Here is a 23,162-nt window from a genome sequence, read left to right on the forward strand (position 1 = left end):
TTGCCAGGGTGACCCACTTCAAGCCGCAAGGCTAGGACTTGACGTTGCACTCACGCCGCAACAATGCCAGGGCATCCTGCAGCGCGTGAACGGCATCGCTTTGCAGGGTCTGCTGTGCCTCGTCAACAAAGTCCGTCCACAACTGTGCGTAGTCGTCCCGGTACTGCACCGGGGCGTGGTCCAGGATGTATTGCCGGGCTAACTCGGGTTTGAAGCCTGATTTCTGGATCCTGCGGACCAGCGTGGCCGCGCTTTTTTCAGTCAGCAGTGTTTTGGGCGCAAGGCCAGCGGCCATGCTCAAAAACAGGGTGATCAGCGAACCGTCATCGCTGTTCCCGCCTGTGGCCTTGTTCCATGCAAGCGAAGCCTGGCGGTCATGGTGGTCTACCTCGCTCAGGCCATCTTCCACCCAGAAATACCGGCCCATGTAGGCGGGGGTCTGGTCAAAAAGCTGCCGGACAGGAATGGCCGTATCCAGAATTTTGGGCAGGTCACTTGCAATGGATTGACGCACGGCCTCCACCACGGACCTGAACCGGTCAGGCAAGCCAGGCGGCAAAGCGGCCATGAAGACAGTGGCCTTGGCACCCGTCTTTGTGGCTGCAGCGGATCCGTATTTTTTGCGCAGCGCCACAACCATTTTTTCAAACGCCACCCAGTCAGGCATCTCTGTGTGTCCGGTCGCCAGCAGCAACAGCGCCGTACGAATCACGGCCTCGGCATCCTTGCCGGCCTCTTCCAGTTCGGAGGCGTCCATGCCAAGCTGGTCTGCCAGCCAGATCGCAGCGTCCATCACCTGGGCAACCTGGTCACGCACGGCAAATTCAGCCTGATAGTCGGCCAGGCTTCGCAAGGACCATTTGGCAAGCAGCGGAATGTGTTCGTCGGTAAAACCCGCGCGCTCATTCATGCCAAAGTGGCTGTTTTGCGGCATGGCGATCATGGCTTTCAACATGTCCGAGCCACCTTTGGACCGGGACAAAAACGAATGGTCCCGCAGCGACTCTGCAGCCTGCCGCAAATCGCCGCCGCTGCTGCTTTCAAGGTAGAGGCTGACCAGGTTGACCATGCGCTCCCTGGCCTTCTCAAGATCGGGGCGCAGGAATTCGTTGCCGAAGTAACGCGCGATCTGCACCATGCCCTTGGGTGCGTCTGCACAGATGGTGTCCAGGCGTTGCCGGTCGATGATGCCGGCCTGCACGCCGTGCTGCAGCGCTTTTTCGAAAAAGGGCCGCGCATCGTAAAGCGAAATGGATGCTGGTGTTGACTGGCGTGTAGGCATGGCGTTAATCGCGGTTTGAAATGGACAGCACCTTCTTCAGATCGCAGACTCTTCGTCCGACTCGCGCGCCGAAGGCGTGGCCTTGCCGCGGTCGGTATCACCGGTCTCCACCTTGCCGTCGTCCTCTTCAACGTCTTCCTCGTCTTCACGGCCGGCATCATGTGCGCTGGCCTTGGCGCGCAATACCATCAACATTTCAATGAAAAGGTCCGGGCACTCGTAACGCAAAATCCAGGCGAGCTGCATCCAGTCCCCGTCCGCAACTTCATCCCGCTGCAGGACCGGCTTCGCGTAAGCCACGGCCAGCAGCGCCGTTTGCGACAGCATCTCGCCGTGGTCTTCCATCGCATCAAAGGTACCGGTGCGGGCAAAGGCCTCGACACGACTCCACTGGTCCGAGAAATAATCGGCCAGCGCTTCGCTGCCGCCATCCAGGTCGCCAATGGCATTGAGGAATTCCAGCGGATCAGCGTCATCCCTGAAGATGATGGCATTGATCATGCCGCGCAGGTGGGTGCGGGTCAGGTCCTTGTATTGTTTTTCAATCACCACCGCACGCGCGAACTGTTCAGGGCTGACCAGCAGGTTAATCACCGACTCTTTGGAGTTGTCGTACTCGCGTATCACCGCAAGGATGTCCTTGGGCGGCAGTTGCTCCAGCACTACCATCAGCGCAGCATCGCCCTCGGCATCGGCCAGTTCAACCAGCGCGGATTCGGCGCCCACGATGTCGCCGGCAGCAATCAGGGTTTGGGTTTTTGTGATCAGGGCGAGATGGTTCATAAAGGTTTCAGATTCTTGAGGAGATTTCTGGAAATTCGATTATCGGGATGCAGGGCAAGGCGCACGGAGCGCAGGACACCGGAATGCACTTCGGTGCATGAGGATTCCGAGCACCGCGCAACGCCGCCATGCGCCCGGGAATCGGATTTACAGGAGTCTCCTAATCCTTGCGGTCAAAGCCTTGTTCGGCTAACCAATCGTCGCCGGCCTCCTTGCGGGCTTTGGCATCGGTCTCTTCGTCGCCATCAAACGCGTCCGAAGGATCATCCTTGTCGTCGTCCTCATCGGCGTCTTCATTGTCATCCTGCACGGCAGCCGCCACACCCGGCTTGCCGGCCATGTACTCCAGCCCGGCAGCCACCGTCAAAAACCATTCACCGCCAGCCTCGTTCAGCACCACATCGGCAATCTCCTGCGCCCAGGGCGCCAGGCCGATCGCGTCGACAAAGCTGCCCCAGTCCGGAAACTCATCTGCCTCATGCGTAAGCAGGTGGTCCATCACCGCAGGCAGCCTGAAGTCAAAGCCCCTGTGGAATATCACCGCCACCATCTCCGGGCTGAGTTCCATCATCTTGACCAGGAAACCGATTTCCCGGCGTTTGTCGGCCAGGCGCTGGGACAGCACGTCGCGGCCTTCCGAATCAAAGCGCAGGTCGTCCAGTTCCGACTGATAGGCCGAGCCGAGATCTTGAAAGAATGGGGAAATGCTCATGTGGCCTGGTTTTTCATGTCGCTCGGTTCTCATCAAAGCAGTGGATTGAAGTAATTCGCCCATATCTCGCGCGCCGTATCGATGGGGCTGTCAAGAAGGTTGCGGCGGCGGTTGTCGTCGTAGGCCTGGCGTTTGTCAGCGTCGGAGAGCACGTCATAAGCCTCCTGCACCGCCCGAAAACGCGCGGCCGCATCGGCAGCGGGATTTTTATCCGGGTGCCAGAAGGACGCCTGCTGGCGAAACGCTTTTTTGACATCAGCCAGCGTTGCGGCGCTGCTGAGTCCCAGAGTGGTGTAGTGGTCTGTCACGCTTGGCTAGAGGGGGTTTCAGGAACCAGAAACGGCTGGTTCAAATGATGTGCTGACGCCCTGCCGCCGGGCCTTCAGGGCCTGCGCGGAATGCAGCGGCTAACCCTCGATTATGACCGCTAGCGCTTTTCAAGCCTTAGGCCGCCCAATTTCACCGCACCGCCAACAGGGCCGGCAGGCCTGGCGTCAAGCCCATTCCGACAGTTTCCCGGACACCAGCCGGAAGCGCCGCCCGCAGCGGGCAGCCAATGTTTCGTCATGCGTCACCATGACAAAAGCCGTGCCTTTGTCGCGTGCAAGCTGAAGCATCAGCTCAAACACGCCATCCGCGGTGCTTCGGTCCAGGTTGCCGGTGGGCTCGTCGGCCAGCACACAAGCCGGGTTGGCCACCAGCGCCCGCGCAATCGCCACACGCTGGCGTTCACCGCCCGAAAGTTCTGCGGGCCTGTGGTGGATGCGGTCCTTCAGGCCAACAGCTGCCAGCATTTTTGTAGCGACGTCCGCGGCTTGCGCCGGGGTGTCACGGCGGATCCACAGCGGCATGGCGACATTGTCCAGGGCACTGAATTCGGGCAACAGGTGGTGGAACTGGTAGACAAAACCCAAGTGCCGGTTGCGCAGCTCGCCCTGCTGCTGGGGCGAGAGCGCAGACATCGCCTGGCCCTTGAGTTCCACCTGCCCGCTGGTTGGCGCGTCCAGCCCGCCCATCAAATGCAGCAAGGTGCTTTTGCCCGAGCCTGACGAGCCGACGATGGCCAGCGTCTCGCCTGCAAATACCTGCAGGTCCACGCCCTGCAGCACGGTCAGGTCGATACGGCCTTCGTGAAAGCGTTTGGTGATACCGCTGGCTTTGAGAACAACTTCACTCATAAGAATCATCCAGAAAGAGTTTCAGAAGTTCACTCATACCTTAAAGCCTCAGCAGGATTCACCCGGCTGGCACGCCAGCTGGGGTAAATGGTGGCAAGGAAAGACAGCACCAGCGAAATCACGGCAATCGGCATGATGTCGCTGTACTGCGGCTCGCTGGGCATGCGGCTGATCAGGTAGATGTCTTTAGGCAAAAAGCTGGCGTTCAGCAGCCGCTCCAGCGCAGGCACGATCACGTCGATATTGAAGGCGATGCCCAGGCCCAGCAACAAGCCCGCCAGGGTACCAATCACACCAACCATGGCGCCCTGCACCACAAAAATGCCCATGATGCTTTTCGGGCTGGCGCCCAGGGTGCGCAAAATCGCGATGTCGGCGCGCTTGTCGGTCACCGTCATCACCAATGTGCTGACGAGGTTGAAGGCAGCCACCGCAACGATCAGCGTAAGGATGATGAACATCATGCGTTTTTCAAGCTGAACGGCCGAGAACCAGGTCCGGTTCTGGCGTGTCCAGTCGCGGATCAGCAAATCACCGCTGAGCGACCTGGACAGCTCCACTGCCACTTCGCGCGCCTGGTGCAGGTCCTTGAGCTTGATGCGTATGCCGGTCGGCCCTTCCAGCCTGAATATCCTGGCCGCATCGTCCTGGCGCATCATGACCAGCGCCGAATCGTACTCAAAGTGGCCGGAATCAAACGTCCCCACCACCGTCATCTGCTTGAGACGCGGCACCACACCGGCTGGCGTGACCTGGCCACTGGGCGCAATCAGCGTGACCGTGTCACCCTCGCGCACACCCATGGCGCGTGCCAGCTCACCACCCAGTACCACACCAAACTGTCCGGGGACCAGTTTGGCCAGCGTGGTGGAGGACGTCACCGCAAGGTCTGTGACCTGCCCCTCCAGCGCCGGATCGATGCCGCGCACCATGGTGCCCTTCATGTCCTCGCCGCGCGCCAGCAGGGCCTGCGCCGCTATGAAAGTGGCAGCACCTACGACCTGCGGATTGGCCCTGATCTCGGCCAGCGTTTTTTGCGGGTCAGGCAGCGCGCCGCCACTGGGCGTGAACACCTCGATATGCGAGATCACGCCCAGCATACGGTCGCGCACCTCTTTCTGGAAGCCGTTCATCACGCTCAGCACAATGATCAGCGCCGCCACACCCAGCGCAATGCCCAGCATGGACACGCCCGAGATAAATGAAATGAATCCGTTGCGCCGCGTCGCCCGGCCGGCACGGGTGTAGCGCCAACCCAAAATCAGTTCGTAGGGGATTTGCATAACTGGCGATTGTGGCATCCCGGACAATAGCCCCATGCCCACAGCCCAATCCCCCCATCTTGTCGTCCCGTTTGCCGCCTGCACGGGTGAGGCGTGGCTGCAGGCCATGAAGGCCCTGCCAGCCGGCAGCCTGAAAAACCTGAGCAAGCTGCTGCAGGGCATGATGCTGGTCGAAACCAGCACCGGCGAGGCCCTTTCGCTGTCCACGCCGCATGAGAGGGTGCTGGGCAAGGGCCTGACCGCCGCCGATCCGGTCGATGGCCTGATCCCATGGGCCGCACTTGAAGCTGCCGGCACGCACGGGCCGAACAGCAAGGCCTGGGCCTTCATCACGCCCTGCCACTGGGCCATGGGCCGCGAGCACGCCACCCTGACAGACCCGGCAGCGCTGGGGCTGACAGCCGACGAGTCGCGCACCCTGCTGGCGGCCATGCAACCCTATTTTGAGACCGAAGGCATCACGCTGCATTACGCCGCGCCCGAGCGCTGGCTGGCCGAAGGCGAGTTGTTTCGCCAGTTGCCCACCGCTTCGCTGGACCGGGTGCTGGGTCGCAACGTGGACACCTGGCTGCCCGGGGCGAAGACAGCCCCATCCCTCAGGCGGCTGCAGAATGAAATGCAGATGCTGCTGTACACACATGCGCTTAACGACGAGCGCGGCATAAAGCGGCAGTTGCCGGTAAATTCGTTCTGGATCAGCGGCACGGGCGCACTGGACAAGCCTGCACCCGCGCCCTCCCACAACATCACGGTGCCGCGCAACCTTGCACAAGCGGCTTTCACCGATGACTGGGATGCCTACGCACAAGCCTGGCTACAGCTGGACTCAGGTGACATCAGCAAACTGCTGGCACAGCAAAACGCCGGCGAGAGCGTGCGGCTGAGCTTGTGCGGCGAGCGCAACGCCCAGACCTTTGAAACCTCTGCGCAGAGCTTTTTTAGCCGGATTTCAAGCCTTTTATCCCCGCAGCCACCGTTGGCCGTGCTCGAGCAGCTATAAAAACGATAGTAAAGATTGAAACCAAAATGAAGATACAGGTACGCGACGCGCCGCCCCGCAGCGTCTGGGCGCTGCGGCAGGCCGGTGTTCACCCCCTGCTGGCGCAGCTTTATGCGGCGCGCGGCGTGCATACCTCCGACGAACTCGACGATGGCCTGGCCCGCCTGCTGCCACCGGCCGGCATGCTGGGCACACAGGAAGCGGCCCGGCTGCTCGCCGACGCCATGCAGGGCGGCAAAAGGATTTGTGTGGTCGCCGACTACGACTGCGATGGCGCAACCGCCTGCGCCGTGGCGCTGCGCGGCCTGCGGCTGCTGGGCGCACAAAACGTCAGCTACCTGGTGCCGGACCGCGTGGTCGACGGCTACGGCCTGACAGCGCCGATTGCCGAGCGCGTCAAGGCCACCGGCGCCGATATTCTGGTCACCGTGGACAACGGCATTGCCAGCATGGACGGCGTGGCGCGTGCCCGGGCGCTGGGCATGCAGGTGCTGGTGACCGACCACCACCTGCCGGCGCTGAAAGACGGCCAAATCGTGTTGCCCGACGCCGACGTGATCGTCAACCCCAACCAGCCCGGCTGCAGCTTTGAAAGCAAATCGATTGCCGGTGTGGGTGTGATGTTTTATGTGCTGCTGGCCTTGCGCGCCGAACTGCGTGAGCGTGGCGTTTTTACTGCACAGAACCAGCCAAAGGTAGACACACTTTTGCCACTCGTCGCGCTGGGCACCGTCGCCGACGTGGTCAAGCTCGACGCCAATAACCGCCGGCTCGTTGCGCAAGGCCTCAGGCGCATACGCGCCGGCCATTTGCCCGTGGGGCTGGCCAGCCTGTTCACCGCCGCCGGCCGCAAGGCGAATGTGGCCACCACCTTTGATTTTGGCTTTGCGCTGGGCCCGCGCATCAACGCCGCCGGGCGATTGAGCGACATGACTTTGGGCATTGAATGCCTGCTGACCGACGATGCGGGCCGAGCCGACGAACTGGCGCGCACGCTGGACGGCATCAACCGCGAACGGCGTGACATTGAAGCCGACATGCGCGAACAGGCTCAGCTGGCTGCCGACGCCATGATTGACGAAGATGCCGAGCCGCCGCCCGCCATCGCCATCTTCGACCCCGATTTTCACGAAGGTGTGGTCGGCATCGTCGCCTCGCGCATCAAGGACAAGCTGCACCGGCCCACCTTTGTTTTTGCAGCCAGCCAGGCGCCCGGCAAGGAACATGAACTCAAGGGCTCGGGCCGCTCCATTCCGGGTTTTCATTTGCGTGATGCGCTGGACCTGGTGGCCAAACGCCAGCCCGGCGTGCTGCTGCGCTTCGGCGGGCACGCCATGGCGGCCGGCTGCACCATCAATGAAGAGAACTTCGAGCTGTTTGAAAGCGCGTTGCAGCAGGTTGCCCACGAGTGGCTGGACGCCGCCACGCTCACGCGCCGCATGGACACCGACGGCCCGCTGGCGGCCGAATACCGCCGTACCGACGTGGTGGACACCCTGCACAAGGAAGTCTGGGGTCAGGGTTTTGCCGCGCCTACGTTCAGCGAGGAAGTGGAAGTCGTGTCACAGCGCCTGGTCGGCGAAAAACACCTGGCACTCAAACTCAAGCACCAGGGCCAGCCGGTGGACGGCATCTGGTTCGGCCACACAGAGCCCCTGCCCGCGCGGGTCAAACTGGCTTTCAGGCTGGACGCGGACGAGTGGCAGGGCGTGCGGCGGGTGCGTTTTCTGGTCGAAGCGGCTGAAATTTAAATAAAAAAGGCTGCTGGCCGCCTGCATATGCGCGCAACCAGCTATGCTTTTAATAGCATGTAAAAAGTCCTAGCTGAGCAGTTCGTACTCACCCCCACGTTCAATGGCCCGCTTGTAGGCGGGCCGTGCATGGATTCGGCTTAAAAAATCCATCAGACGGGGCCGGCCGGCATTGAGCCCGCCGCGCGCGGCTGCGGCTTCGATTGGAAAACTCAGCTGCACATCAGCCGCCGAGAATTCCTTGCCGGCAAACCACTCATTGTTCTCCAGCTCGCCTTCCAGATAATCCAGGTGCGTGGCGATTTGCGGCGTGATGAAGCTGCTTTTGGCCTTGCCCGAAATGGCCCTGGCGATAGGCTTGGCAAAAAACGGCATGGGCGAGCGCTCTATCTTGTCAAACACCAGTTTGAGCAGCAGCGGCGACATCAGCGAGCCCTCCGCATAGTGCAGCCAGTAGCGGTAACGCAGGTAAGCGGGTGTGCCGGCTGCGGGCGCCAGGCGGCCCTTGCCCACACTTGCGCCATAACGCTCGACAAGGTATTCAATGATCGCGCCCGACTCGGCCAACGTCAGCTCGCCGTCGGTGATGACCGGCGACTTGCCCAGCGGGTGCACGGCGCGCAGCGAGGCCGGTGCCAGCATGGTTTTGGGGTCGCGCTCGTAACGCTTGATCTCGTATTCCAGGCCCAGCTCTTCAAGCAGCCAGAGGACCCGCTGCGAGCGGGAATTGTTCAGGTGATGGACAACAATCATGAGCTTCGCTTCCTTGGGGCAGGACCCACCGGGCATCGGCGAGACAGGTGCCATTGTGCAGTCAGCTTGACCATCTGGCGAGACGGGTAAGCTGACACGCCGTGCAGGCCCGCGCCGCAAAGCCTAAAATGGGCTGGTGACCCCTTCGACCACGCCCCCCGCCTCCAGCATCCTGAATGCCGACCTGCACTGCCACTCGGTCGTGTCCGACGGCACCCTGACCCCGGAAGCGCTGGCAGCGCGCGCCAAGGCCAACGGCGTGGAGCTCTGGGCCCTGACGGACCATGACGAAATCGGCGGCCAGCATCGCGCCGCAGCAGCGGCCAGGGCCAACGGCATGAAGTACCTGACCGGCACCGAGATTTCCGTCACATTCGCCAATGAAACCGTGCACATCGTGGGCCTGGGCTTTGACCCGGACGATGCAGACATGGTGCAGGGCCTGCACAAGACTCGCGGCGGCCGCGGGCAGCGTGCCATGGAAATGTCGGACGGCCTGGCCAGGGTCGGCATCAAGGGCGCTTATGAAGGCGCGCTGAAGTTCGTCGGCAACCCCGAGCTGATTTCACGCACCCACTTTGCGCGTTTCCTGGTGGAAAGCGGCGTCTGCAAGGAGACCGCCGAAGTTTTCCGCAAATACCTGACCGAAGGCAAGCCGGGTTATGTGCCGCACCGCTGGGCTTCGCTGCACGATGCGGTCAAATGGATTACCAGCGCCAGGGGCATGGCCATCATTGCGCACCCGGCGCGCTACAAATTCACGCCCAACGAGGAGTACGCGCTGTTCACCGAATTCAAGGCCCACGGCGGCCAGGGTGTGGAAGTCGTCACCGGCAGCCACACCGCACAGGAGTATGTGAAATATGCCGAGACCGCCAGGGAGTTCGGCCTGGCCGCCTCGCGCGGCAGCGACTTCCACAGCCCGGAAGAAAGCCACACCGACCTGGGCACCCTGCCCTTTTTGCCTGGCGGGCTGACCCCGGTCTGGGAACTGCTGGCGGACCGCATCCAGTGAGCCGGCCAGCAACAGCCGCGTCGGGCATGAACGGCATCCTGCTCATTCTGGTGGCCATGGCCTGTTTCGCAGGCCTGGACACCACCACAAAATACGTCACCGCGAGCGTGCCTCTGGTAATGGCGCTGTGGGTTCGTTATGCCTTCCAGGCCGTGTCGACGACCTTGCTGGTGTTGCCCACACGCGGCCTGTCGGTCTTCAAGACGGCCCACCCTAAATTCCAGCTGCTACGCGGGTTGCTGATCCTCACCAGCAGCCTGCTGGCCTTCATCAGCCTGCGTTACCTGCCGGTGGGAGAGTTCACAGCCATCGTGATGATCACGCCCCTGGCCATCACCTTGCTGGCCCTGACTTCGCTCGGGGAAAAAGTCTCGCCGTTGCGCTGGCTGCTCGTTGCCGGTGGTTTTGCCGGCTCGCTCATCATCATGCGTCCCGGAGGCGACGCCTTCACGTGGGCGAGCGTACTGCCCCTTGGTCTGGTGGCGTGCAATGCAGCTTTCCAGGTGCTGACCAGCAAAATGGCCCGAACCGAAGATCCCGTCACCATGCACCTGTACACCGGGTGGGTTGGAACGCTGGCAGTTTCCTTCGCGCTGCCCTTTGTCTGGACGTCGGCGATTTCATGGCAACTGTGGACCCTGCTCATGCTGATGGGCGTGTTCGCAACCGTCGGGCACTTTCTGATGATCCTCGCCTACCAGGGCGCCCCGGCAGCATCATTGACGCCCTATCTTTATGCACAAATCGGCTTTGCGATGATAGGCGGCTGGCTGGTTTTTTCACATGTGCCGGACGGCTGGTCAACCATTGGCATGGTCATGATTGCCATCTGCGGCGCGGGCGGCGCCTGGCTGACGGTTCACGAAGGCCGTGCATCCAGGCAAATTGCAATACAACCAGTGGAAGCCTGAATTCACTGACATCACGCCATGGCCCAGTTTTTTGAAGTCCATCCTGACAATCCGCAGCTCCGCCTGCTCAAACAGGCGGTGAGCCTGCTGGAGCGCGGCGGCATTGCAGCCGTGCCTACAGACTCAAGCTACGCCCTCGTCTGCCACCTCGACGACAAGGCTGCAGCCGACAGCCTGCGGCGCATTCGCGGCGTGGACGACAAGCACCACCTGACCCTGCTGTGCCGCGACCTGAGTGAGCTGGCCAACTACGCCCGCGTAGACAACCGGCAGTTCCGCCTGCTGAAAGCCGCAACGCCTGGCCCCTACACCTTCATCCTGGAAGCCAGCAAAGAGGTGCCGCGTCGCCTGAGCCACCCCTCGCGCAAGACCATAGGCCTGCGCGTGCCCGAGCACAAAACCCTGCAGTGCCTGCTGGAACTGCACGGCGCACCATTGCTGGCCACCACGCTGATTCCGCGCGGCGAGACCCTGCCCCTCAACGATGCCGGCGCGATACGCGACCTGATGGAACGTGAACTGGCCGCCGTGATTGATGCCGGAGCCTGCCACCAGCAACCCACCACGGTGATCGACCTCACGCCCATGGGCGACGGCGGCGAAGCCGTCGTGATCCGGCAGGGCCGCGGTGACGTGGCGGCGCTTGGGCTGTAATCCCCATCCCGGGGCGCCAGGGCTTTAAGCGGGTCTGAGACAATCAGCGCATGGATATAGCCAACCTGATTCAAACCGTCGCCATCTACGCCCTGCCCGTGTTGTTCGCCATCACGATCCACGAGGCCGCCCATGGTTATGTAGCCCGTTATTTCGGCGACAACACCGCCTGGATGCTGGGGCGTGTCACGCTGAACCCTCTCAAGCATATCGACCCGCTGGGCACCATCGCCATGCCCCTGCTGCTGTACTTCGCCACGTCGGGGGCTTTTTTGTTCGGGTATGCCAAGCCCGTCCCGGTGAACTTCGGCAACCTGCGCAACCCCAAACGCGACATGGTCTGGGTAGCACTTGCAGGCCCGGCCTCCAATTTTGTGCAGGCCATACTCTGGGCGCTTGCGCTGGTGCTCATGGCCTGGCTGGGCGTGCAGGAGCGGTTTTTCATCCAGATGGCGCAGGCAGGCGCGCTGGTCAACCTGGTCATGTGGGCCTTTAACCTGTTTCCACTGCCCCCGCTGGACGGCGGCCGCATCCTGGTTGGCCTGTTGCCATGGAAGCAGGCCCAGTGGGTCTCGCGCATCGAGCCCTGGGGCTTTTTTATCGTGATGGGACTGGTGATTGCCGGTGTCGTGGGCACCTACTGGCTGCGTCCCCTGATGGCCATCGGCTATGCCGTGCTGAACACCCTCACCATGCCCCTGATTTCCCTGCTTCGCTAAACCGCCGTTTGACCCCTGTATGAATCCAGTATCACCCCTGCCTGCACAACGCTTCCTGACCGGCATCACCACTTCGGGCACACCCCACCTGGGCAACTATGTCGGCTCCATCCGGCCGTCCGTGGCCGCCAGCAAGGGCATTGGCGCAGAGAGTTTTTACTTCCTGGCCGACTACCACGCGCTGATCAAATGTGACGAGCCTGAACGCATACAGCGCTCGACGCTGGAGATAGCAGCCAGCTGGCTGGCAGCAGGGCTGGACCCGGAGCGTGTGACTTTTTACCGCCAGTCCGACATCCCTGAAATCCCCGAACTGACCTGGCTGCTGACCTGCGTCACCGGCAAGGGCATGCTGAACCGCGCTCACGCCTACAAGGCTTCGGTCGACAAGAACGAGGCCGCCGGCAACGACCCTGATTCGGATGTCACCGCAGGCCTTTTCATGTACCCGGTGCTGATGGGTGCCGACATCCTGATGTTCAAGGCGCACAAGGTGCCGGTGGGCCGTGACCAGATCCAGCACATTGAAATGGCGCGCGACATGGCGCAGCGCTTTAACCACCTGTACGGCGAGCACCTGGTGCTGCCCGAGGCGCTGATAGAGGAATCCGTTGCCACCCTGCCCGGCCTGGACGGCCGCAAGATGAGCAAAAGCTACGACAACACCATCCCCCTTTTCTCCTCACGCGAGCAGCTCAAGAAACTCATCGCAGGTATCGTGACCGACTCGCGCGCGCCCGGCGAGGCCAAGGAAGTCGAAGGTTCCGCGCTGTTCCAGATCTACCAGGCCTTTGCGAGCGAGGCAGAAACTGCCGCCATGCGGCAGGCCTATGCGGATGGCATAGGCTGGGGCGATGCAAAAACCAGGCTGTTCGAGCGCATAGACCAGGACATCGCCCCCATGCGCGAGCAGTACCATGCCCTGATCAATGACCCGGCAAAGATCGAAGCGATTTTGCTGGCTGGCGCCGACAAGGCCAGGCGCCTGGCCACGCCCCTGATGCGCGAGTTGCGCCAGGCCGTGGGCCTGCGCAAACTGGCCGCGCCCGCCGCGCCGGCAGGCAAACAGAAGGCCGCCAAAACCTCGCTGGCCAGCTTCAAGCAATACCGCGAAGCCGACGGGCAGTTCTATTTCAAGCTGCTCGGCAGCGATGGCCGGCTGCTGCTGCAAAGCCAGGGTTTTGCGGTGCCGAAAGAGGCCGCGCTTGCCATTGCATCACTGCAGCAACAAGGCGCGGCAGCATTAAAGGCACTTGAAGGAAAACTGCAACCGGTTGAGGGTATTGGCCCTGGCGACATCGCCGACGCGCTGCAACAGCTGCTTGACGCAAGCGCTGGTGCGTAAATAAATCCGTGGGACAAGCAACGGTTTCATGGCCGGATTGCCAGCCTGATTTATTCACATCAAAAAAATTAACAAAAAATTATTAGTTTTCTAACTGTGCATCAAGGCTGTTGCTCGAACACACAATAAATGCGAAGAAATACCGGTCTTTAAAAATTTCTTAACCGTTCAAGTTTACTTTGAACGGTTATGCTTGCTTTTTTAAAAGCATTGTCACTATTTTTAGACCTAATTCATGAGCGTTTTTGTCATAGATGGGCATCCCTTGATGCGTGAAGCCGTGGGGGCACTGATACGCCGCCTCGGCCAGGCAGTCACGGTGATTGAGCTCGACAGGCTGGCGACCGTTGCACATGCGGTCAATGCGCAAGGCATGCCTGAGTTAATCTGTCTCGAACTGGTGCTGTCCGATACCCACGGTGTCTCCGGTGTCCGGGAACTCCGGCAGCAGTTTCCCGATACCCCCATCGTCGTGCTGACCGCTGCCGCGGCAAAGGACTACGAGGACCTGGCGATGGAAGCCGGCGCAAACGCATTTATCCAGAAATCCGCCAGCGCCGGCGAAATCGCCAACGCGCTGCGGGCATTCCTGAACGAAGAACCCGGCGCAGAAGGGTTGGCACCGCCAGAAAAGTTGTCCAAGCGGCAAAAGCAGCTTTTGAACCTGCTCGACAAGGGCATGAGCAACCGGGACATTGCCGAGTCGCTGCAAATCAGCGAACACACCGTCAAGGTCCACCTCTGGCGGCTGTTTCGCAGGCTGAATGTCAAAAGCCGCTCACAGGCCAGCCACCTGGCGCGGACCCAGGGCCTGTTGTAAATCCTCGCGTCAGGAACAAGAGCGGCCTGAGCTGTCTTTTTTTTAATAGCGGCAGGCCGTTATGTATCGCGAAGGGTTAGCCGAAAATCAGACGGACTGGGCCTCCAGTCGTCTTGAGAAAGATGACGGTCAACCTCTACTCGCCGGTGTCCGAGACGGGCGCTCCAGTTCCGCAACAGCGGCGCCATCTCCAATCAGCCCGGCTCAGGGCCTTCGGCTTTTCTGATCACCCTTGGGTTAGATGCAATTTGGCGCCCGTCACACCCTGCAGGTATTCGAATGTCACGTCTTTCGCGAGCTCAATGACTTCAAGCCGCTCGCTGACATCGATAACAGCAAGCTCTGTGTAGATGCGCTTGACAACGCGCGCCGCAGTGAGCGGGTACGCGCATGTTTCCAGTATTCGCGGCAAGCCTTGCCGGGTGCAGTGCTCCATCAACACCCAGACTGATTTCGCGCCCGCCGCCAAATCCATGGCGCCACCCACGGCCGGGGGTTTCCCGTCCGGGCCGGTCGTCCAGTTGGCCAGGTCACCATCCGCCGACACCTGGAAGGCACCCAGCAATGCATAGTCGATATGCCCGCCGCGGATCATCACGAAAGAATCATTGTGGTGAAAAATCGACGCACCCGGGAGCAAGGTGACCGGGATTTTTCCGGCGTTGATAAGGTCCGGGTCTTCGCTGCCCGGCGCTGGTGCAGGGCCAACACCCAGCAGTCCATTTTCGCTATGGAAAACGATTTCCCTGTCGGGCTGCAGGTAGCCTGCTACCAGCGTCGGAAGGCCTATGCCAAGATTCACATAAGCGCCGTTCGGCAAATCCCGGCCGGCTCTTTGCGCGATCGCATGTTTGATATCGACTGTCATTCCGTGCACCAAACCCTGTTCACAAAAATCCCCGGAGTAACCACATCCTCAGGTGCAATCGCCCCAAGCGACACAACCTGCCGGACCTGTGCGATCGTCAATGCAGCTGCGCAGGCCATCACCGGTCCAAAATTACGCGCCGAAAGCCGATAGGTCAGGTTTCCCCAGCGATCCGCCCGGTCAGCCTTGATGAAGGCAAGGTCGCATTTGAAGGGCTTCTCGAAGACATATGTCTGGCCGTCAATCTCGCGGGTCTCCTTGCCTTCGGCCAGCTGCGTGCCAGCGCCAGTACGGGTGTAGAAACCTCCGATGCCGGCGCCTGCAGCGCGTATCCTCTCGCTCAAGGTACCCTGGGGCACCAGCTCAAGCTCGATCTTTCCTTCCGCATAAAGCTTTTCAAAAACAGAAGGTTCCGGGGTTCTGGGAAAGGAACAGACCAGCTTGCGAACCCGTCCCGCGGCAAGCAGTGCACCTATGCCGGTCTCACCGATTCCAGCGTTGTTGGTGATGACCGTCAGGTCTTTGCTGCCCTTGTCTATCAGCGCGTAAAGCAGTTCGTGCGGCATCCCCGCATCCCCAAAGCCGCTGACAAGTATGGTTGCCCCGTCACGGACGCCGTCCAGGGCATCCGTCGGGTTGTTGACGATTTTATTGATCATTGTTTTTATGTTTCATCGGGCGCACCTTGCCCTGCACGGGACGTGCACCTCGCAGTATTCCGGAAACCGAATTTTCTAGACGGGTTCCGCTACAACGATGTTTTCAATATGGCCTATGCCATCAATTTCAACGCGCATGACATCACCGACTTTCAGCCACGACGGCGGGCTCATGGCCACGCCAACCCCTGAAGGCGTGCCCGTGGCCAGCAAATCGCCTGGCTCCAGCGTCATGACGGTTGAGAGGTAGGCAATCTGTTCATAGATGTTGTGAACCATCTCGCCGGTGTTCACTTCCTGCTTGACCTGGCCGTTGACGAGCATGCGCAGGTTCAGATTGTGCGGGTCGGCTACCTCGTCGTCCGTCACGATCCACGGGCCAATGGGGCCGGTAGTGTTGAAGGACTTGCCCAACGTCATGGTGGCCGAGCGTTTTTGCCAGTCGCGCACCGAGACATCGTTGCAGACCAGGTAACCGGCAATCACCGAGCGGGCATCGGCGGCAGACACATGGCGGCAGCGCTTGCCGATGACCACGCCAAGTTCAGCTTCGTAGTCCAGGTTGTCCGACACCCTGGGCATGTGCACCGGGTCAAACGGTCCATTGACACAAGACACCTGCTTGTTGAACCAGACCTGGCTGTCAGGCACCTGGACGCCGAGTTGGCGCGCTTCCGCGGCATGCTTGGCGTAGTTCATGCCGATGGCGAGGAACTTGCTGGGGTTGGGCACAGGCGCTTCGAGGCGCACATCAGCCAGCGGATACGTCACACCCTTGCTGGCATTCACATCACGGGCGCGCTGCATCAAGGTGGCACCACCGGAGAGCAGCTCAAGCATGGTGGTGGGCAGGCTGGCGTCCGAAGCCGGCAAATCAACGACCTGGTCGCCGACGATTTTGCCGATGGAAAGGTGCCCGCGGCACGAGAAAGTTACGAGTTTCATGAATTATTCAAGGTTGGCTGATTTAAATGGCTGAGGTAGCTGGTGCAGTGAGGCCCTGCATTTGCGCAAAGACGGCGGGCGGCTGATGGCCCCAGATGCTGATGCGGTTGTACTCGCGCACGTCGTCCCAGTTGTCCGTGATCTGCCGGCCAGTAGCACCGACTTCGACCTGCCAGCCATCGGGGCCGACGCTGTAGAAACTGACCATGCCGTCGTTTTCATGCTGGCCCAGCATGTTGGCAAGCGGTGTGCCCGCAGCCAGCGCGCGTTCATAGGCGGCGCCTACATCGGCAACCTGCTTCACTTCAAAATTGATGTGGTGCAGTTTCTGCGGAACTTCAGGTGCAGGTATTTGGGCAATCGCGAGTGAATGGTGCCGCGCGTTGCAGTGAAAGAACGAGACGTTCAGTTCCACCGGCCCCATGGGCAGGCGCAGGTAATCTGAGAGCTTCAGGCCCAGGCCTTCCAGCGCAAACTTGCGCGATGCTTCGTATGCGTCCGCACCGGCAACCCCAAAAACGAAATGGCCGAAGCCCTGGCTTCCGGTGACAAAGCCGTTGGGATACACGGCGCTCGCAAATGGCGTGGCAGCGTTTTCAAGGCCCAGCACCAGCTCGACCTCCACACCCCAGGGTGCGGGCACCCTGACCATTGCGGCCACCCGGCGTTCCTTGTTCTGCGCAGCCGTTCCCTGCACCGGCTCCAGGCCCAGCGCGCGCAGGCGCGACACGGCCGCATCAAAAGCCTCGCGGCTGGTGACTTCAAAGCCAATGCAAGTTGCATCATTAGCCGGCCCCTGGGCCAGCACAACGCGCTGCGCCTTGTCATCGGCGCGCCAGGTGGAGGCACCACCTGGCGTAGGCTGCCCCGGCATCAGGCCGATGACTTCGCCGAAGTACTTGTTGATGGCGGCCGGATTGCGGCTCTCCAGAACAATATAAGCGGACTCGATATCTGTTTTCATGATGTTTGCTCCTGGGGCTGGCGTGCGAATTGCAGCGGCTTTTCGTCGCTGCCCGCACGCGCTCTGTTTTTTTGTTCGTTTTCGATCATTGCCGACACCAGCCGGCGGGCATGGACCAGCCCGGCATCCGAGGCGATCATCACCAGCGGCGCGTCTTCCTGCCTGTCGATGGCTTCCTGCTGCGCCTCAACCACGACCTTGTCCTCACCAAACGTGAGCGGCAGGCTTTGCATCAGTTGCTCTCTCACCTTGACGTGCCCTGACTCTCCGGGCGCACAGGTGCGCGCGCCCGACCAGAAATAGTGGGTCGTCTTTTCTGTTTCGGGCGTTTGCAGGTTCAGGCCCATGAAGGCAAATCCGCCCGTACGGTCTCCTTCGCGCGCGCCACTGTTGACATCCTTGGCCCCGGTATGAATCCGCACGGCCGCAGGCGGCAAGAAATCAATCTCCATCCAGCGGTCCACCGTCGGGGTGTTGAACTTGTGCGCGGCGACATAACTGGGTGGCGGCACCGAGTCCATCATCCACCGGGCTACGCTGACGCCGGTTTCCGAGCGTGTGGTTTTTGTGTCCGCATCCGAATGCGCCTGTGGCGTGCCGCCTATGGTGCGCTGGTGCACATAACCCACATGCGTGAGGTCCATCAGGTTGTCGGTGATCAACTGGTAGTTGGCCTTGATGGAATACCTGTCCTTGACCCAGGCCCAGCCCGGGTCGTTATGCCAGGGGTGGCGTGCGATCAGCGCGGGGTCGGCCAGTGCCGGATCGCCCATCCAGATCCAGAGCATGTCATCCTGCTCGACGACAGGGTAACTCCGGACTTTTGCCTGCGCAGGCACACGCTCCTGGCCTGGCACCTTGACGCACAGGCCGTTGCGGTCATAAACCAGGCCGTGGTAGCCGCACTGCAACTGGTCACCGACCACGCAGCCATGCGACAGCGGCAAGGCACGATGGCAGCAGCGGTCTTCCAGCGCGAGCGCGGTGCCGTCTTCCGTGCGGTAAAAAACAACCGGAAGATTGAGCAGGATTCGGCCCAGCAGGCCTTGTGGTTTGACCTCATCGGCCCAGGCACCCATGTACCAGGCGTTGTATGCAAACATGCTGTGTTCCTTTTCTCAGCGGGACTGTTATTGCGGCTTGGCGCCAACGTCCTGCAGCACTTTTTCCCAACGTACGCGGTCGTCGTGCCAGTATTTACCAAACTGGGCCGGCGTCAGGTTCCTGGCGTACACCCCGAAAGCATCAAAGCGCTCGGTCAGCTCGGGCGTCCTGGCGACCTGGACCACATCACGGTTGACGCGCTCAATGGCCTTGTCGCTGGTGCCCTTGGGCGCGATGATGCCGAACCAGCCATTGACGACCATGCCGGGGTAGGTTTCAGCCACCGATGGGAGTTGAGGACGATTCGGCAGGCGGCCGTCGGAGAACACGGCAATCGCCTTCAGCTTGCCGCCCTTGACCATGGGGTCGATTGGCGGGATACCGTCAATGATGAGTTGTGCGTCGTTATTCATTACGGCCGCAATCGCTGCGCCGCTGTTGGCATAAGGCACGGCACGCATGGGCACGCCGGCGGCCTTGGCAAGGAGGTCACCGGTGAGGTGCGGCACTGAATACATGGATGGTGATGTGACAACAAAGGTGTCCGGGTTTTTCTTCGCCATGGCCATCACATCGGCCAGGGAGTTGGCCGGCGATGAAGCGCTCACTGCCATCATCATCGGGCCTTCGGCAACAAGTGCGACAGGCACAAAGTCACGTACTGCATCGACTTGCGCACTCTTGAACATATAGGTCGACAGGGTGATGATGGAGGCGGGTACAAACGCAAAGGTGTGGTCGTCCTGCGTGCCGTTCTTGATGACGCTCAGGCCAATGGTGCCGCCCGCGCCGGGACGGTTCTCGACGATGACGGGCTGGCCCCAGGCCTTGGACAATTTGTCGCCCATGACGCGCGCGATGATGTCGGGCGCAGTACCTGCGGGTGAAGGCACCATCAGGCGTACGGCCCTGGTTGGCCAGGCAGGGGTTTGTGCGCTTGCGGTGCCTGCGGCCAGGACAAGGGTTGCCAGCGCGCAGGCTGCTGTCAATTGGCGTCGAAATTTGTTCATTTGAGTCTCCTTCGGTTTTATAAAAATTGCGGGTTCGAAATTCAGCTAACTGTTTCCAGCGATTTGCCGGCAATGGTTGCGAGGGCATTGCAAGCCTCATGGATGTTGTTGCCGCGCCAGGCCACGTACTGGTCCGGGCGGATCAATGCGAGGTCGCAGGCATAGAGTTCGTGCAATTCCTTAGCCGGCTGGAGCAGAATCTTTAATGGGATCCCAGCGCCTGCAGCAGCCTGGACCAGCGGGTCCACAACGTTGGCTGCGATTTTTGTGGTTACCAGCAGGGTGAGTCCGCTGGTTGAAAAATGGTCGTACAGCGAGGCGCCCATTGATCGTCCGGCCCCAAGCCAGGCATGTGGCGCCAGGCAACCGGGGCGCGCACTTGGGACATATTCATCGGAGCTGCCGCTGCTTGCCGCTGCAGCCTCTTTTTCCTGTGCAAGGCAGGGGGAAGCCTGGTAACTGCTGCCAAGCACGACGCCAAGCGAATAGAACTCGCGTCGTTTGGTTTCCTTGATGGTGGCAGCCACGGCCGATCGGATGGCCTTGCCCGCATCACCTTCATCTTCGAGGCCTGGTACCACCAGCCCTTTCGAATTGAACGCATGGTTGGCTACAGATTCATCGATCACCCGGCGATGGATTTGCCGGCGCTCGATTTCATAACTGGCCAGCAGGTTTTCACCGCCCCAGCCTGACAGAGCTGCAGACAGTTTCCAGCCCAGATCGACGGCGTCCCCTATACCCATGTTCATGCCGTAACCGCCAAAGGGCGGGTGAAGGTGGCAGGCGTCACCAATCAGAAAAACACGCCCTTCACTGTACTTTTGCGCAATCAACTGGTGCGCAGTCCATTCATCGCGGCTGAGAATTTCGATGTCAATTTCAAAGCCAAGCGCCTTGCGTATCAGGTCCTCAGGCTGCACTGACGCGTCTGCCAGTTTGGGGCAGCCGAAAGTCCATTTGTCGTCCGAGTCAAGCGGTGCCAATACCGAGGGAACCTCCTGGTTGATCAGCCAGTACATGACGGCGCGGCCCAGCTGGTGCCGCTGCGCCAGCCCGGGAGCGCGAAAAATGATGTTGTGATTGTGGGAAAGCGGTGAAATCCCCTCCATCCTGATGCCCAGCCGCTCGCGCACGGTGCTGCGCGCGCCATCGGCACCGACCATGTATCTGGCGCGTACCTGCTGCGACTCGCCGGTATTCACGTCGCTGACGGTAGCGACGACCGTTTCCCCGTCCTCCCTGAAGTCGTCCAGCTGTGTTGCAAAAAGCATTTGTATACCGGGCAACTCACTGGCGTGCGCCTTCAGAACCCCTTCAACCTTGTATTGGGGAATCCACTGCGCATGTTCGGAAAAACGATCATCCCTCTGCGGATTGCAATTGAATGCATTGGAAAAACGATGGAGCTCATGGCCGCCCAGCCTGGTTGCAAAAACCACGTCGGATGGGAAGTCAACACCGAAAGGCGACTCCGCGGCAAGTTTGTCCGCAATGCCCCAACGCCGGAAAAGTTCGCGTGACCGGACATTGGTGGTCTTTGCGCGCGGCGCATAGCCGACGCGGTCATTTCGCTCAACGACGACGCAGGTGTGTCCCTGGGTGCCAAGCTCCACAGCAAGTGCGAGGCCGGCCGGCCCTGCCCCCACTATCAGTACGTCAGTGTTTATCTCCGACATTGTCTTTTTTTCTTCCATCTTTGCCTCTTTAAGTGCGCCAGCATAAGTGCGGCGACAATGATTGGAAAGATCATTACATCAATAGAGGTTATGAAAACATTAGATACAGACATGCCGCAGCTTTCCGACCTGCGGGTGGTGCTGGCACTCATTGAGGACGGCACCGTGACCAAGGCTGCCGTGCGTCTGGGGGTAACGCAGTCCGCCTTGAGCTACCAGGTTGAGCGCATGCGCAAGCGGTTTGGTGATCCGCTGTTTGTGCGGGTCGGGAACCGGATGGCCGCCACGCCGTTCGCTTTGCGGGTGGCTGAGCCGGCCAGCCGAGTACTCCGTATCATGGAAGCCGAAATCGGTGGCATCAAAAGTTTTGATCCGCTGGAGACCAGGCGCGAGTTCCGGATAGGCATGAATGAGCTGGGCGCGTTGACTCTGTTGCCGCGTCTGGTCAAGCGGCTTGCCGAGCTGGCTCCGAACGCACGCCTGATGCCTGTGCCCGTCAATGCCGTCAATCTTTCACAGTTGCTTGAATCGGGAGATATCGACACTGCGGCCGGTTTTTTTGCGACTTCCGATACCAGGCTGTTTCAGCAGCGCCTGTACCAGCGTGACTACGCCTGCGTTGCGCGTCGTGACCACCCGAGCATTGGCCAGTCTTTAAGCTGGCGCGAGTTTGGCCGTGCGCCCAAGGTTCATTTGGGGGCGACGCCCAGCACCACGACCTGGCTGGAGTCGCAATTGCGCAAGGGCGGTCATTCACTGACCGTGCACATGACAAGCCAGTACATCGCTGCGATTCCATTCATTGTTGCCGCCAGCGATTTGATTGCGGTTATTCCGCGAGAGCTGTATGAGCTGTTTTTGCCGATTTCGGCGATCAAGGTGGTGCGCCTGCCTAAGGTGATTCCGGCCATCACCATCCGGCAGTACTGGCACCCCAGGCTGGCCGGGGATCCATCCATCAGGTTTTTGCGTGAGCTGGTTTATGCCGTGGCGAGAGAGCCCGCGATTGCAGCCTAGCCCGTTGACGTACGCCCGTCATTTCTGACATATACAAGTAGTTGGCTGGCAACCCCCGACTACAGACTCAGCCGGTCAATGCAACACGCAAACCCCTGTGTATGCAACAAGAGTGTTGCAGACAGGGGTGCAAAAGAGGTGAAAACCCTCCTATATCAGGCCCATCCTGGTCCTCTCGCGGTTGCCCTGAGCTTATTGGCGCATAATTCGCCTGTGCGGGTTGCAAATACCCGTACAAGTTAGGTGATCGGTCAGTTTCGCGCGCTACGGCGGGTTTGTTGTACTTTCGGGACTCCATCGCTTTTGTGTTTTGTGTATTTTTGAGGAGTCCCCATGGGCAATAAACTTTACGTCGGCAACCTGCCTTACTCAGTGCGCGACGAAGATCTGCAACAGTCTTTCGGCGAATTCGGTTCCATCACCAGCGCTAAAGTCATGATGGAACGCGACACCGGTCGCTCCAAAGGCTTTGGCTTTGTGGAAATGGGCAGCGATGCCGAAGCTCAAGCCGCAATCGCCGGCATGAACGGCCAGTCCCTCGGCGGCCGTAGCATCACCGTGAACGAAGCCCGTCCGATGGAGGCACGTCCTCCCCGTACCGGCGGCTTCGGTGGCGGTGGTGGCGGTTACGGTGGTGGCGATCGCTCCGGCGGTGGCGGCTACGGCGGCGGCGGTGGTCGCGGCGGCTACTAAGCCCTGCTAACCCAATC

Annotated in this window: 24 protein-coding genes; 10 read left to right on the top strand and 14 right to left on the bottom strand. The window is 60.6% G+C overall.

The genetic code is table 11. From position 1 onward, the window contains the following. Positions 1–31: 31 nt before the first annotated feature. The 6 genes from ACFQND_RS25855 to ACFQND_RS25880 all read right to left on the bottom strand — a co-directional run bounded on the left by ACFQND_RS25855 (position 32) and on the right by ACFQND_RS25880 (position 5,238). A complete protein-coding gene (locus ACFQND_RS25855; RefSeq protein WP_377415081.1) occupies positions 32–1,282 on the bottom strand; it encodes a hypothetical protein in 1,251 nt (416 codons plus the stop codon). Positions 1,283–1,318: 36 nt separating this feature from the next. After that, a complete protein-coding gene (locus tag ACFQND_RS25860; RefSeq protein WP_371435162.1) occupies positions 1,319–2,065 on the bottom strand; it encodes a hypothetical protein in 747 nt (248 codons plus the stop codon). Between the two features lie 160 nt (positions 2,066–2,225). Beyond that, positions 2,226–2,777: a hypothetical protein gene (locus tag ACFQND_RS25865; RefSeq protein WP_371435163.1), complete on the bottom strand. Its 552-nt coding sequence runs from the start codon at positions 2,775–2,777 to the stop codon at positions 2,226–2,228. Between the two features lie 32 nt (positions 2,778–2,809). After that, on the bottom strand, positions 2,810–3,085 hold the full coding sequence (locus tag ACFQND_RS25870; protein ID WP_371435164.1) for a J domain-containing protein: 276 nt from the start codon (positions 3,083–3,085) through the stop codon (positions 2,810–2,812). 186 nt (positions 3,086–3,271) lie between these two features. Then, positions 3,272–3,955 (bottom strand): lipoprotein-releasing ABC transporter ATP-binding protein LolD, encoded by a 684-nt coding sequence (lolD, locus tag ACFQND_RS25875; RefSeq protein WP_371435165.1) that lies wholly within the window; start codon positions 3,953–3,955, stop codon positions 3,272–3,274. 29 nt (positions 3,956–3,984) lie between these two features. Next, positions 3,985–5,238, bottom strand: coding sequence for a lipoprotein-releasing ABC transporter permease subunit (locus ACFQND_RS25880; RefSeq protein ID WP_371435166.1), 1,254 nt, complete (start codon positions 5,236–5,238; stop codon positions 3,985–3,987). A gap of 34 nt (positions 5,239–5,272) precedes the next feature. Between ACFQND_RS25880 and ACFQND_RS25885 the strand changes: the two genes are divergently transcribed. Next, complete coding sequence (locus ACFQND_RS25885) at positions 5,273–6,238, top strand: hypothetical protein (protein ID WP_371435167.1); 966 nt, start codon at positions 5,273–5,275, stop codon at positions 6,236–6,238. Positions 6,239–6,264: 26 nt separating this feature from the next. Beyond that, positions 6,265–7,989, top strand: coding sequence for a single-stranded-DNA-specific exonuclease RecJ (gene recJ / locus ACFQND_RS25890; RefSeq protein WP_371435168.1), 1,725 nt, complete (start codon positions 6,265–6,267; stop codon positions 7,987–7,989). Positions 7,990–8,058: 69 nt separating this feature from the next. On the opposite strand, the gene ACFQND_RS25895 is transcribed toward recJ, so the two are convergent. Further along, on the bottom strand, positions 8,059–8,742 hold the full coding sequence (locus tag ACFQND_RS25895) for a glutathione S-transferase (RefSeq protein ID WP_371435169.1): 684 nt from the start codon (positions 8,740–8,742) through the stop codon (positions 8,059–8,061). Between the two features lie 136 nt (positions 8,743–8,878). Between ACFQND_RS25895 and ACFQND_RS25900 the strand changes: the two genes are divergently transcribed. The 6 genes from ACFQND_RS25900 (at position 8,879) to ACFQND_RS25925 (ending at position 14,206) form a co-directional block, all read left to right on the top strand. Further along, positions 8,879–9,757: a 3',5'-nucleoside bisphosphate phosphatase gene (locus tag ACFQND_RS25900; protein WP_371435170.1), complete on the top strand. Its 879-nt coding sequence runs from the start codon at positions 8,879–8,881 to the stop codon at positions 9,755–9,757. Then, positions 9,754–10,668, top strand: coding sequence for a DMT family transporter (locus ACFQND_RS25905; protein WP_371435171.1), 915 nt, complete (start codon positions 9,754–9,756; stop codon positions 10,666–10,668). Before ACFQND_RS25900 ends, ACFQND_RS25905 begins: the two co-directional genes overlap by 4 nt. A gap of 18 nt (positions 10,669–10,686) precedes the next feature. Further along, on the top strand, positions 10,687–11,322 hold the full coding sequence (locus ACFQND_RS25910; protein ID WP_371435172.1) for an L-threonylcarbamoyladenylate synthase: 636 nt from the start codon (positions 10,687–10,689) through the stop codon (positions 11,320–11,322). A 50-nt stretch (positions 11,323–11,372) separates the two neighbouring features. Then, positions 11,373–12,041 carry a site-2 protease family protein gene (locus ACFQND_RS25915; RefSeq protein ID WP_371435173.1) on the top strand — a complete coding sequence of 223 codons (669 nt, stop codon included), beginning with the start codon at positions 11,373–11,375 and terminating at the stop codon, positions 12,039–12,041. Positions 12,042–12,060: 19 nt separating this feature from the next. Next, positions 12,061–13,386 (top strand): tryptophan--tRNA ligase, encoded by a 1,326-nt coding sequence (locus ACFQND_RS25920; RefSeq protein ID WP_371435174.1) that lies wholly within the window; start codon positions 12,061–12,063, stop codon positions 13,384–13,386. 235 nt (positions 13,387–13,621) lie between these two features. Beyond that, entirely contained in the window at positions 13,622–14,206 is a 585-nt protein-coding gene (locus ACFQND_RS25925; RefSeq protein ID WP_371435175.1) for a LuxR C-terminal-related transcriptional regulator, read from the top strand. A 226-nt stretch (positions 14,207–14,432) separates the two neighbouring features. Here the strand turns inward: ACFQND_RS25925 and ACFQND_RS25930 are convergent, their stop codons facing one another. The 7 genes from ACFQND_RS25930 to ACFQND_RS25960 form a co-directional block, all read right to left on the bottom strand. Further along, positions 14,433–15,074, bottom strand: coding sequence for a 3-oxoacid CoA-transferase subunit B (locus tag ACFQND_RS25930; RefSeq protein ID WP_371435176.1), 642 nt, complete (start codon positions 15,072–15,074; stop codon positions 14,433–14,435). Beyond that, positions 15,071–15,733: a 3-oxoacid CoA-transferase subunit A gene (locus ACFQND_RS25935; protein WP_371435177.1), complete on the bottom strand. Its 663-nt coding sequence runs from the start codon at positions 15,731–15,733 to the stop codon at positions 15,071–15,073. Before ACFQND_RS25935 ends, ACFQND_RS25930 begins: the two co-directional genes overlap by 4 nt. A 75-nt stretch (positions 15,734–15,808) precedes the next feature. Next, on the bottom strand, positions 15,809–16,678 hold the full coding sequence (locus tag ACFQND_RS25940) for a fumarylacetoacetate hydrolase family protein (protein WP_371435178.1): 870 nt from the start codon (positions 16,676–16,678) through the stop codon (positions 15,809–15,811). Between the two features lie 22 nt (positions 16,679–16,700). Beyond that, entirely contained in the window at positions 16,701–17,642 is a 942-nt protein-coding gene (locus ACFQND_RS25945; RefSeq protein ID WP_371435179.1) for a VOC family protein, read from the bottom strand. Continuing rightward, entirely contained in the window at positions 17,639–18,745 is a 1,107-nt protein-coding gene (locus tag ACFQND_RS25950; RefSeq protein ID WP_371435180.1) for an aromatic ring-hydroxylating dioxygenase subunit alpha, read from the bottom strand. The genes ACFQND_RS25945 and ACFQND_RS25950 overlap by 4 nt, the downstream gene beginning before the upstream one ends. 27 nt (positions 18,746–18,772) lie before the next feature. Continuing rightward, positions 18,773–19,756: a Bug family tripartite tricarboxylate transporter substrate binding protein gene (locus tag ACFQND_RS25955; RefSeq protein WP_371435181.1), complete on the bottom strand. Its 984-nt coding sequence runs from the start codon at positions 19,754–19,756 to the stop codon at positions 18,773–18,775. A gap of 41 nt (positions 19,757–19,797) precedes the next feature. Next, the gene (locus ACFQND_RS25960; protein WP_371435182.1) at positions 19,798–21,435 is read right to left on the bottom strand and encodes an FAD-dependent monooxygenase; all 1,638 of its coding nucleotides are present in this window, start codon (positions 21,433–21,435) and stop codon (positions 19,798–19,800) included. Between the two features lie 90 nt (positions 21,436–21,525). Here ACFQND_RS25960 and ACFQND_RS25965 point away from each other — a divergent pair, with 90 nt between their 5' ends. Together ACFQND_RS25965 and ACFQND_RS25970 are read left to right on the top strand one after the other, a co-directional pair. After that, positions 21,526–22,452, top strand: coding sequence for a LysR family transcriptional regulator (locus tag ACFQND_RS25965; protein WP_371435183.1), 927 nt, complete (start codon positions 21,526–21,528; stop codon positions 22,450–22,452). Positions 22,453–22,785: 333 nt separating this feature from the next. Continuing rightward, on the top strand, positions 22,786–23,145 hold the full coding sequence (locus tag ACFQND_RS25970) for an RNA recognition motif domain-containing protein (protein WP_371435184.1): 360 nt from the start codon (positions 22,786–22,788) through the stop codon (positions 23,143–23,145). Positions 23,146–23,162 lie beyond the last annotated feature (17 nt).

Origin of the sequence: Polaromonas aquatica (genome assembly GCF_042659145.1) — a bacterium.
Classification (GTDB): domain Bacteria; phylum Pseudomonadota; class Gammaproteobacteria; order Burkholderiales; family Burkholderiaceae_C; genus Polaromonas; species Polaromonas aquatica.

Excerpts from the sequence above, each read along its gene's own strand:
- ACFQND_RS25855 (WP_377415081.1), bottom strand. The coding sequence starts at position 1,282 with ATGCCTACACGCCAGTCAACACCAGCATCCATTTCGCTTTACGATGCG.
- ACFQND_RS25860 (WP_371435162.1), bottom strand. The coding sequence starts at position 2,065 with ATGAACCATCTCGCCCTGATCACAAAAACCCAAACCCTGATTGCTGCC.
- ACFQND_RS25865 (WP_371435163.1), bottom strand. The coding sequence starts at position 2,777 with ATGAGCATTTCCCCATTCTTTCAAGATCTCGGCTCGGCCTATCAGTCG.
- lolD (WP_371435165.1), bottom strand. The coding sequence starts at position 3,955 with ATGAGTGAAGTTGTTCTCAAAGCCAGCGGTATCACCAAACGCTTTCAC.
- ACFQND_RS25880 (WP_371435166.1), bottom strand. The coding sequence starts at position 5,238 with ATGCAAATCCCCTACGAACTGATTTTGGGTTGGCGCTACACCCGTGCC.
- ACFQND_RS25885 (WP_371435167.1), top strand. The coding sequence starts at position 5,273 with ATGCCCACAGCCCAATCCCCCCATCTTGTCGTCCCGTTTGCCGCCTGC.
- recJ (WP_371435168.1), top strand. The coding sequence starts at position 6,265 with ATGAAGATACAGGTACGCGACGCGCCGCCCCGCAGCGTCTGGGCGCTG.
- ACFQND_RS25895 (WP_371435169.1), bottom strand. The coding sequence starts at position 8,742 with ATGATTGTTGTCCATCACCTGAACAATTCCCGCTCGCAGCGGGTCCTC.
- ACFQND_RS25910 (WP_371435172.1), top strand. The coding sequence starts at position 10,687 with ATGGCCCAGTTTTTTGAAGTCCATCCTGACAATCCGCAGCTCCGCCTG.
- ACFQND_RS25915 (WP_371435173.1), top strand. The coding sequence starts at position 11,373 with ATGGATATAGCCAACCTGATTCAAACCGTCGCCATCTACGCCCTGCCC.
- ACFQND_RS25920 (WP_371435174.1), top strand. The coding sequence starts at position 12,061 with ATGAATCCAGTATCACCCCTGCCTGCACAACGCTTCCTGACCGGCATC.
- ACFQND_RS25925 (WP_371435175.1), top strand. The coding sequence starts at position 13,622 with ATGAGCGTTTTTGTCATAGATGGGCATCCCTTGATGCGTGAAGCCGTG.
- ACFQND_RS25930 (WP_371435176.1), bottom strand. The coding sequence starts at position 15,074 with ATGACAGTCGATATCAAACATGCGATCGCGCAAAGAGCCGGCCGGGAT.
- ACFQND_RS25935 (WP_371435177.1), bottom strand. The coding sequence starts at position 15,733 with ATGATCAATAAAATCGTCAACAACCCGACGGATGCCCTGGACGGCGTC.
- ACFQND_RS25940 (WP_371435178.1), bottom strand. The coding sequence starts at position 16,678 with ATGAAACTCGTAACTTTCTCGTGCCGCGGGCACCTTTCCATCGGCAAA.
- ACFQND_RS25945 (WP_371435179.1), bottom strand. The coding sequence starts at position 17,642 with ATGAAAACAGATATCGAGTCCGCTTATATTGTTCTGGAGAGCCGCAAT.
- ACFQND_RS25950 (WP_371435180.1), bottom strand. The coding sequence starts at position 18,745 with ATGTTTGCATACAACGCCTGGTACATGGGTGCCTGGGCCGATGAGGTC.
- ACFQND_RS25955 (WP_371435181.1), bottom strand. The coding sequence starts at position 19,756 with ATGAACAAATTTCGACGCCAATTGACAGCAGCCTGCGCGCTGGCAACC.
- ACFQND_RS25960 (WP_371435182.1), bottom strand. The coding sequence starts at position 21,435 with ATGTCGGAGATAAACACTGACGTACTGATAGTGGGGGCAGGGCCGGCC.
- ACFQND_RS25965 (WP_371435183.1), top strand. The coding sequence starts at position 21,526 with ATGAAAACATTAGATACAGACATGCCGCAGCTTTCCGACCTGCGGGTG.
- ACFQND_RS25970 (WP_371435184.1), top strand. The coding sequence starts at position 22,786 with ATGGGCAATAAACTTTACGTCGGCAACCTGCCTTACTCAGTGCGCGAC.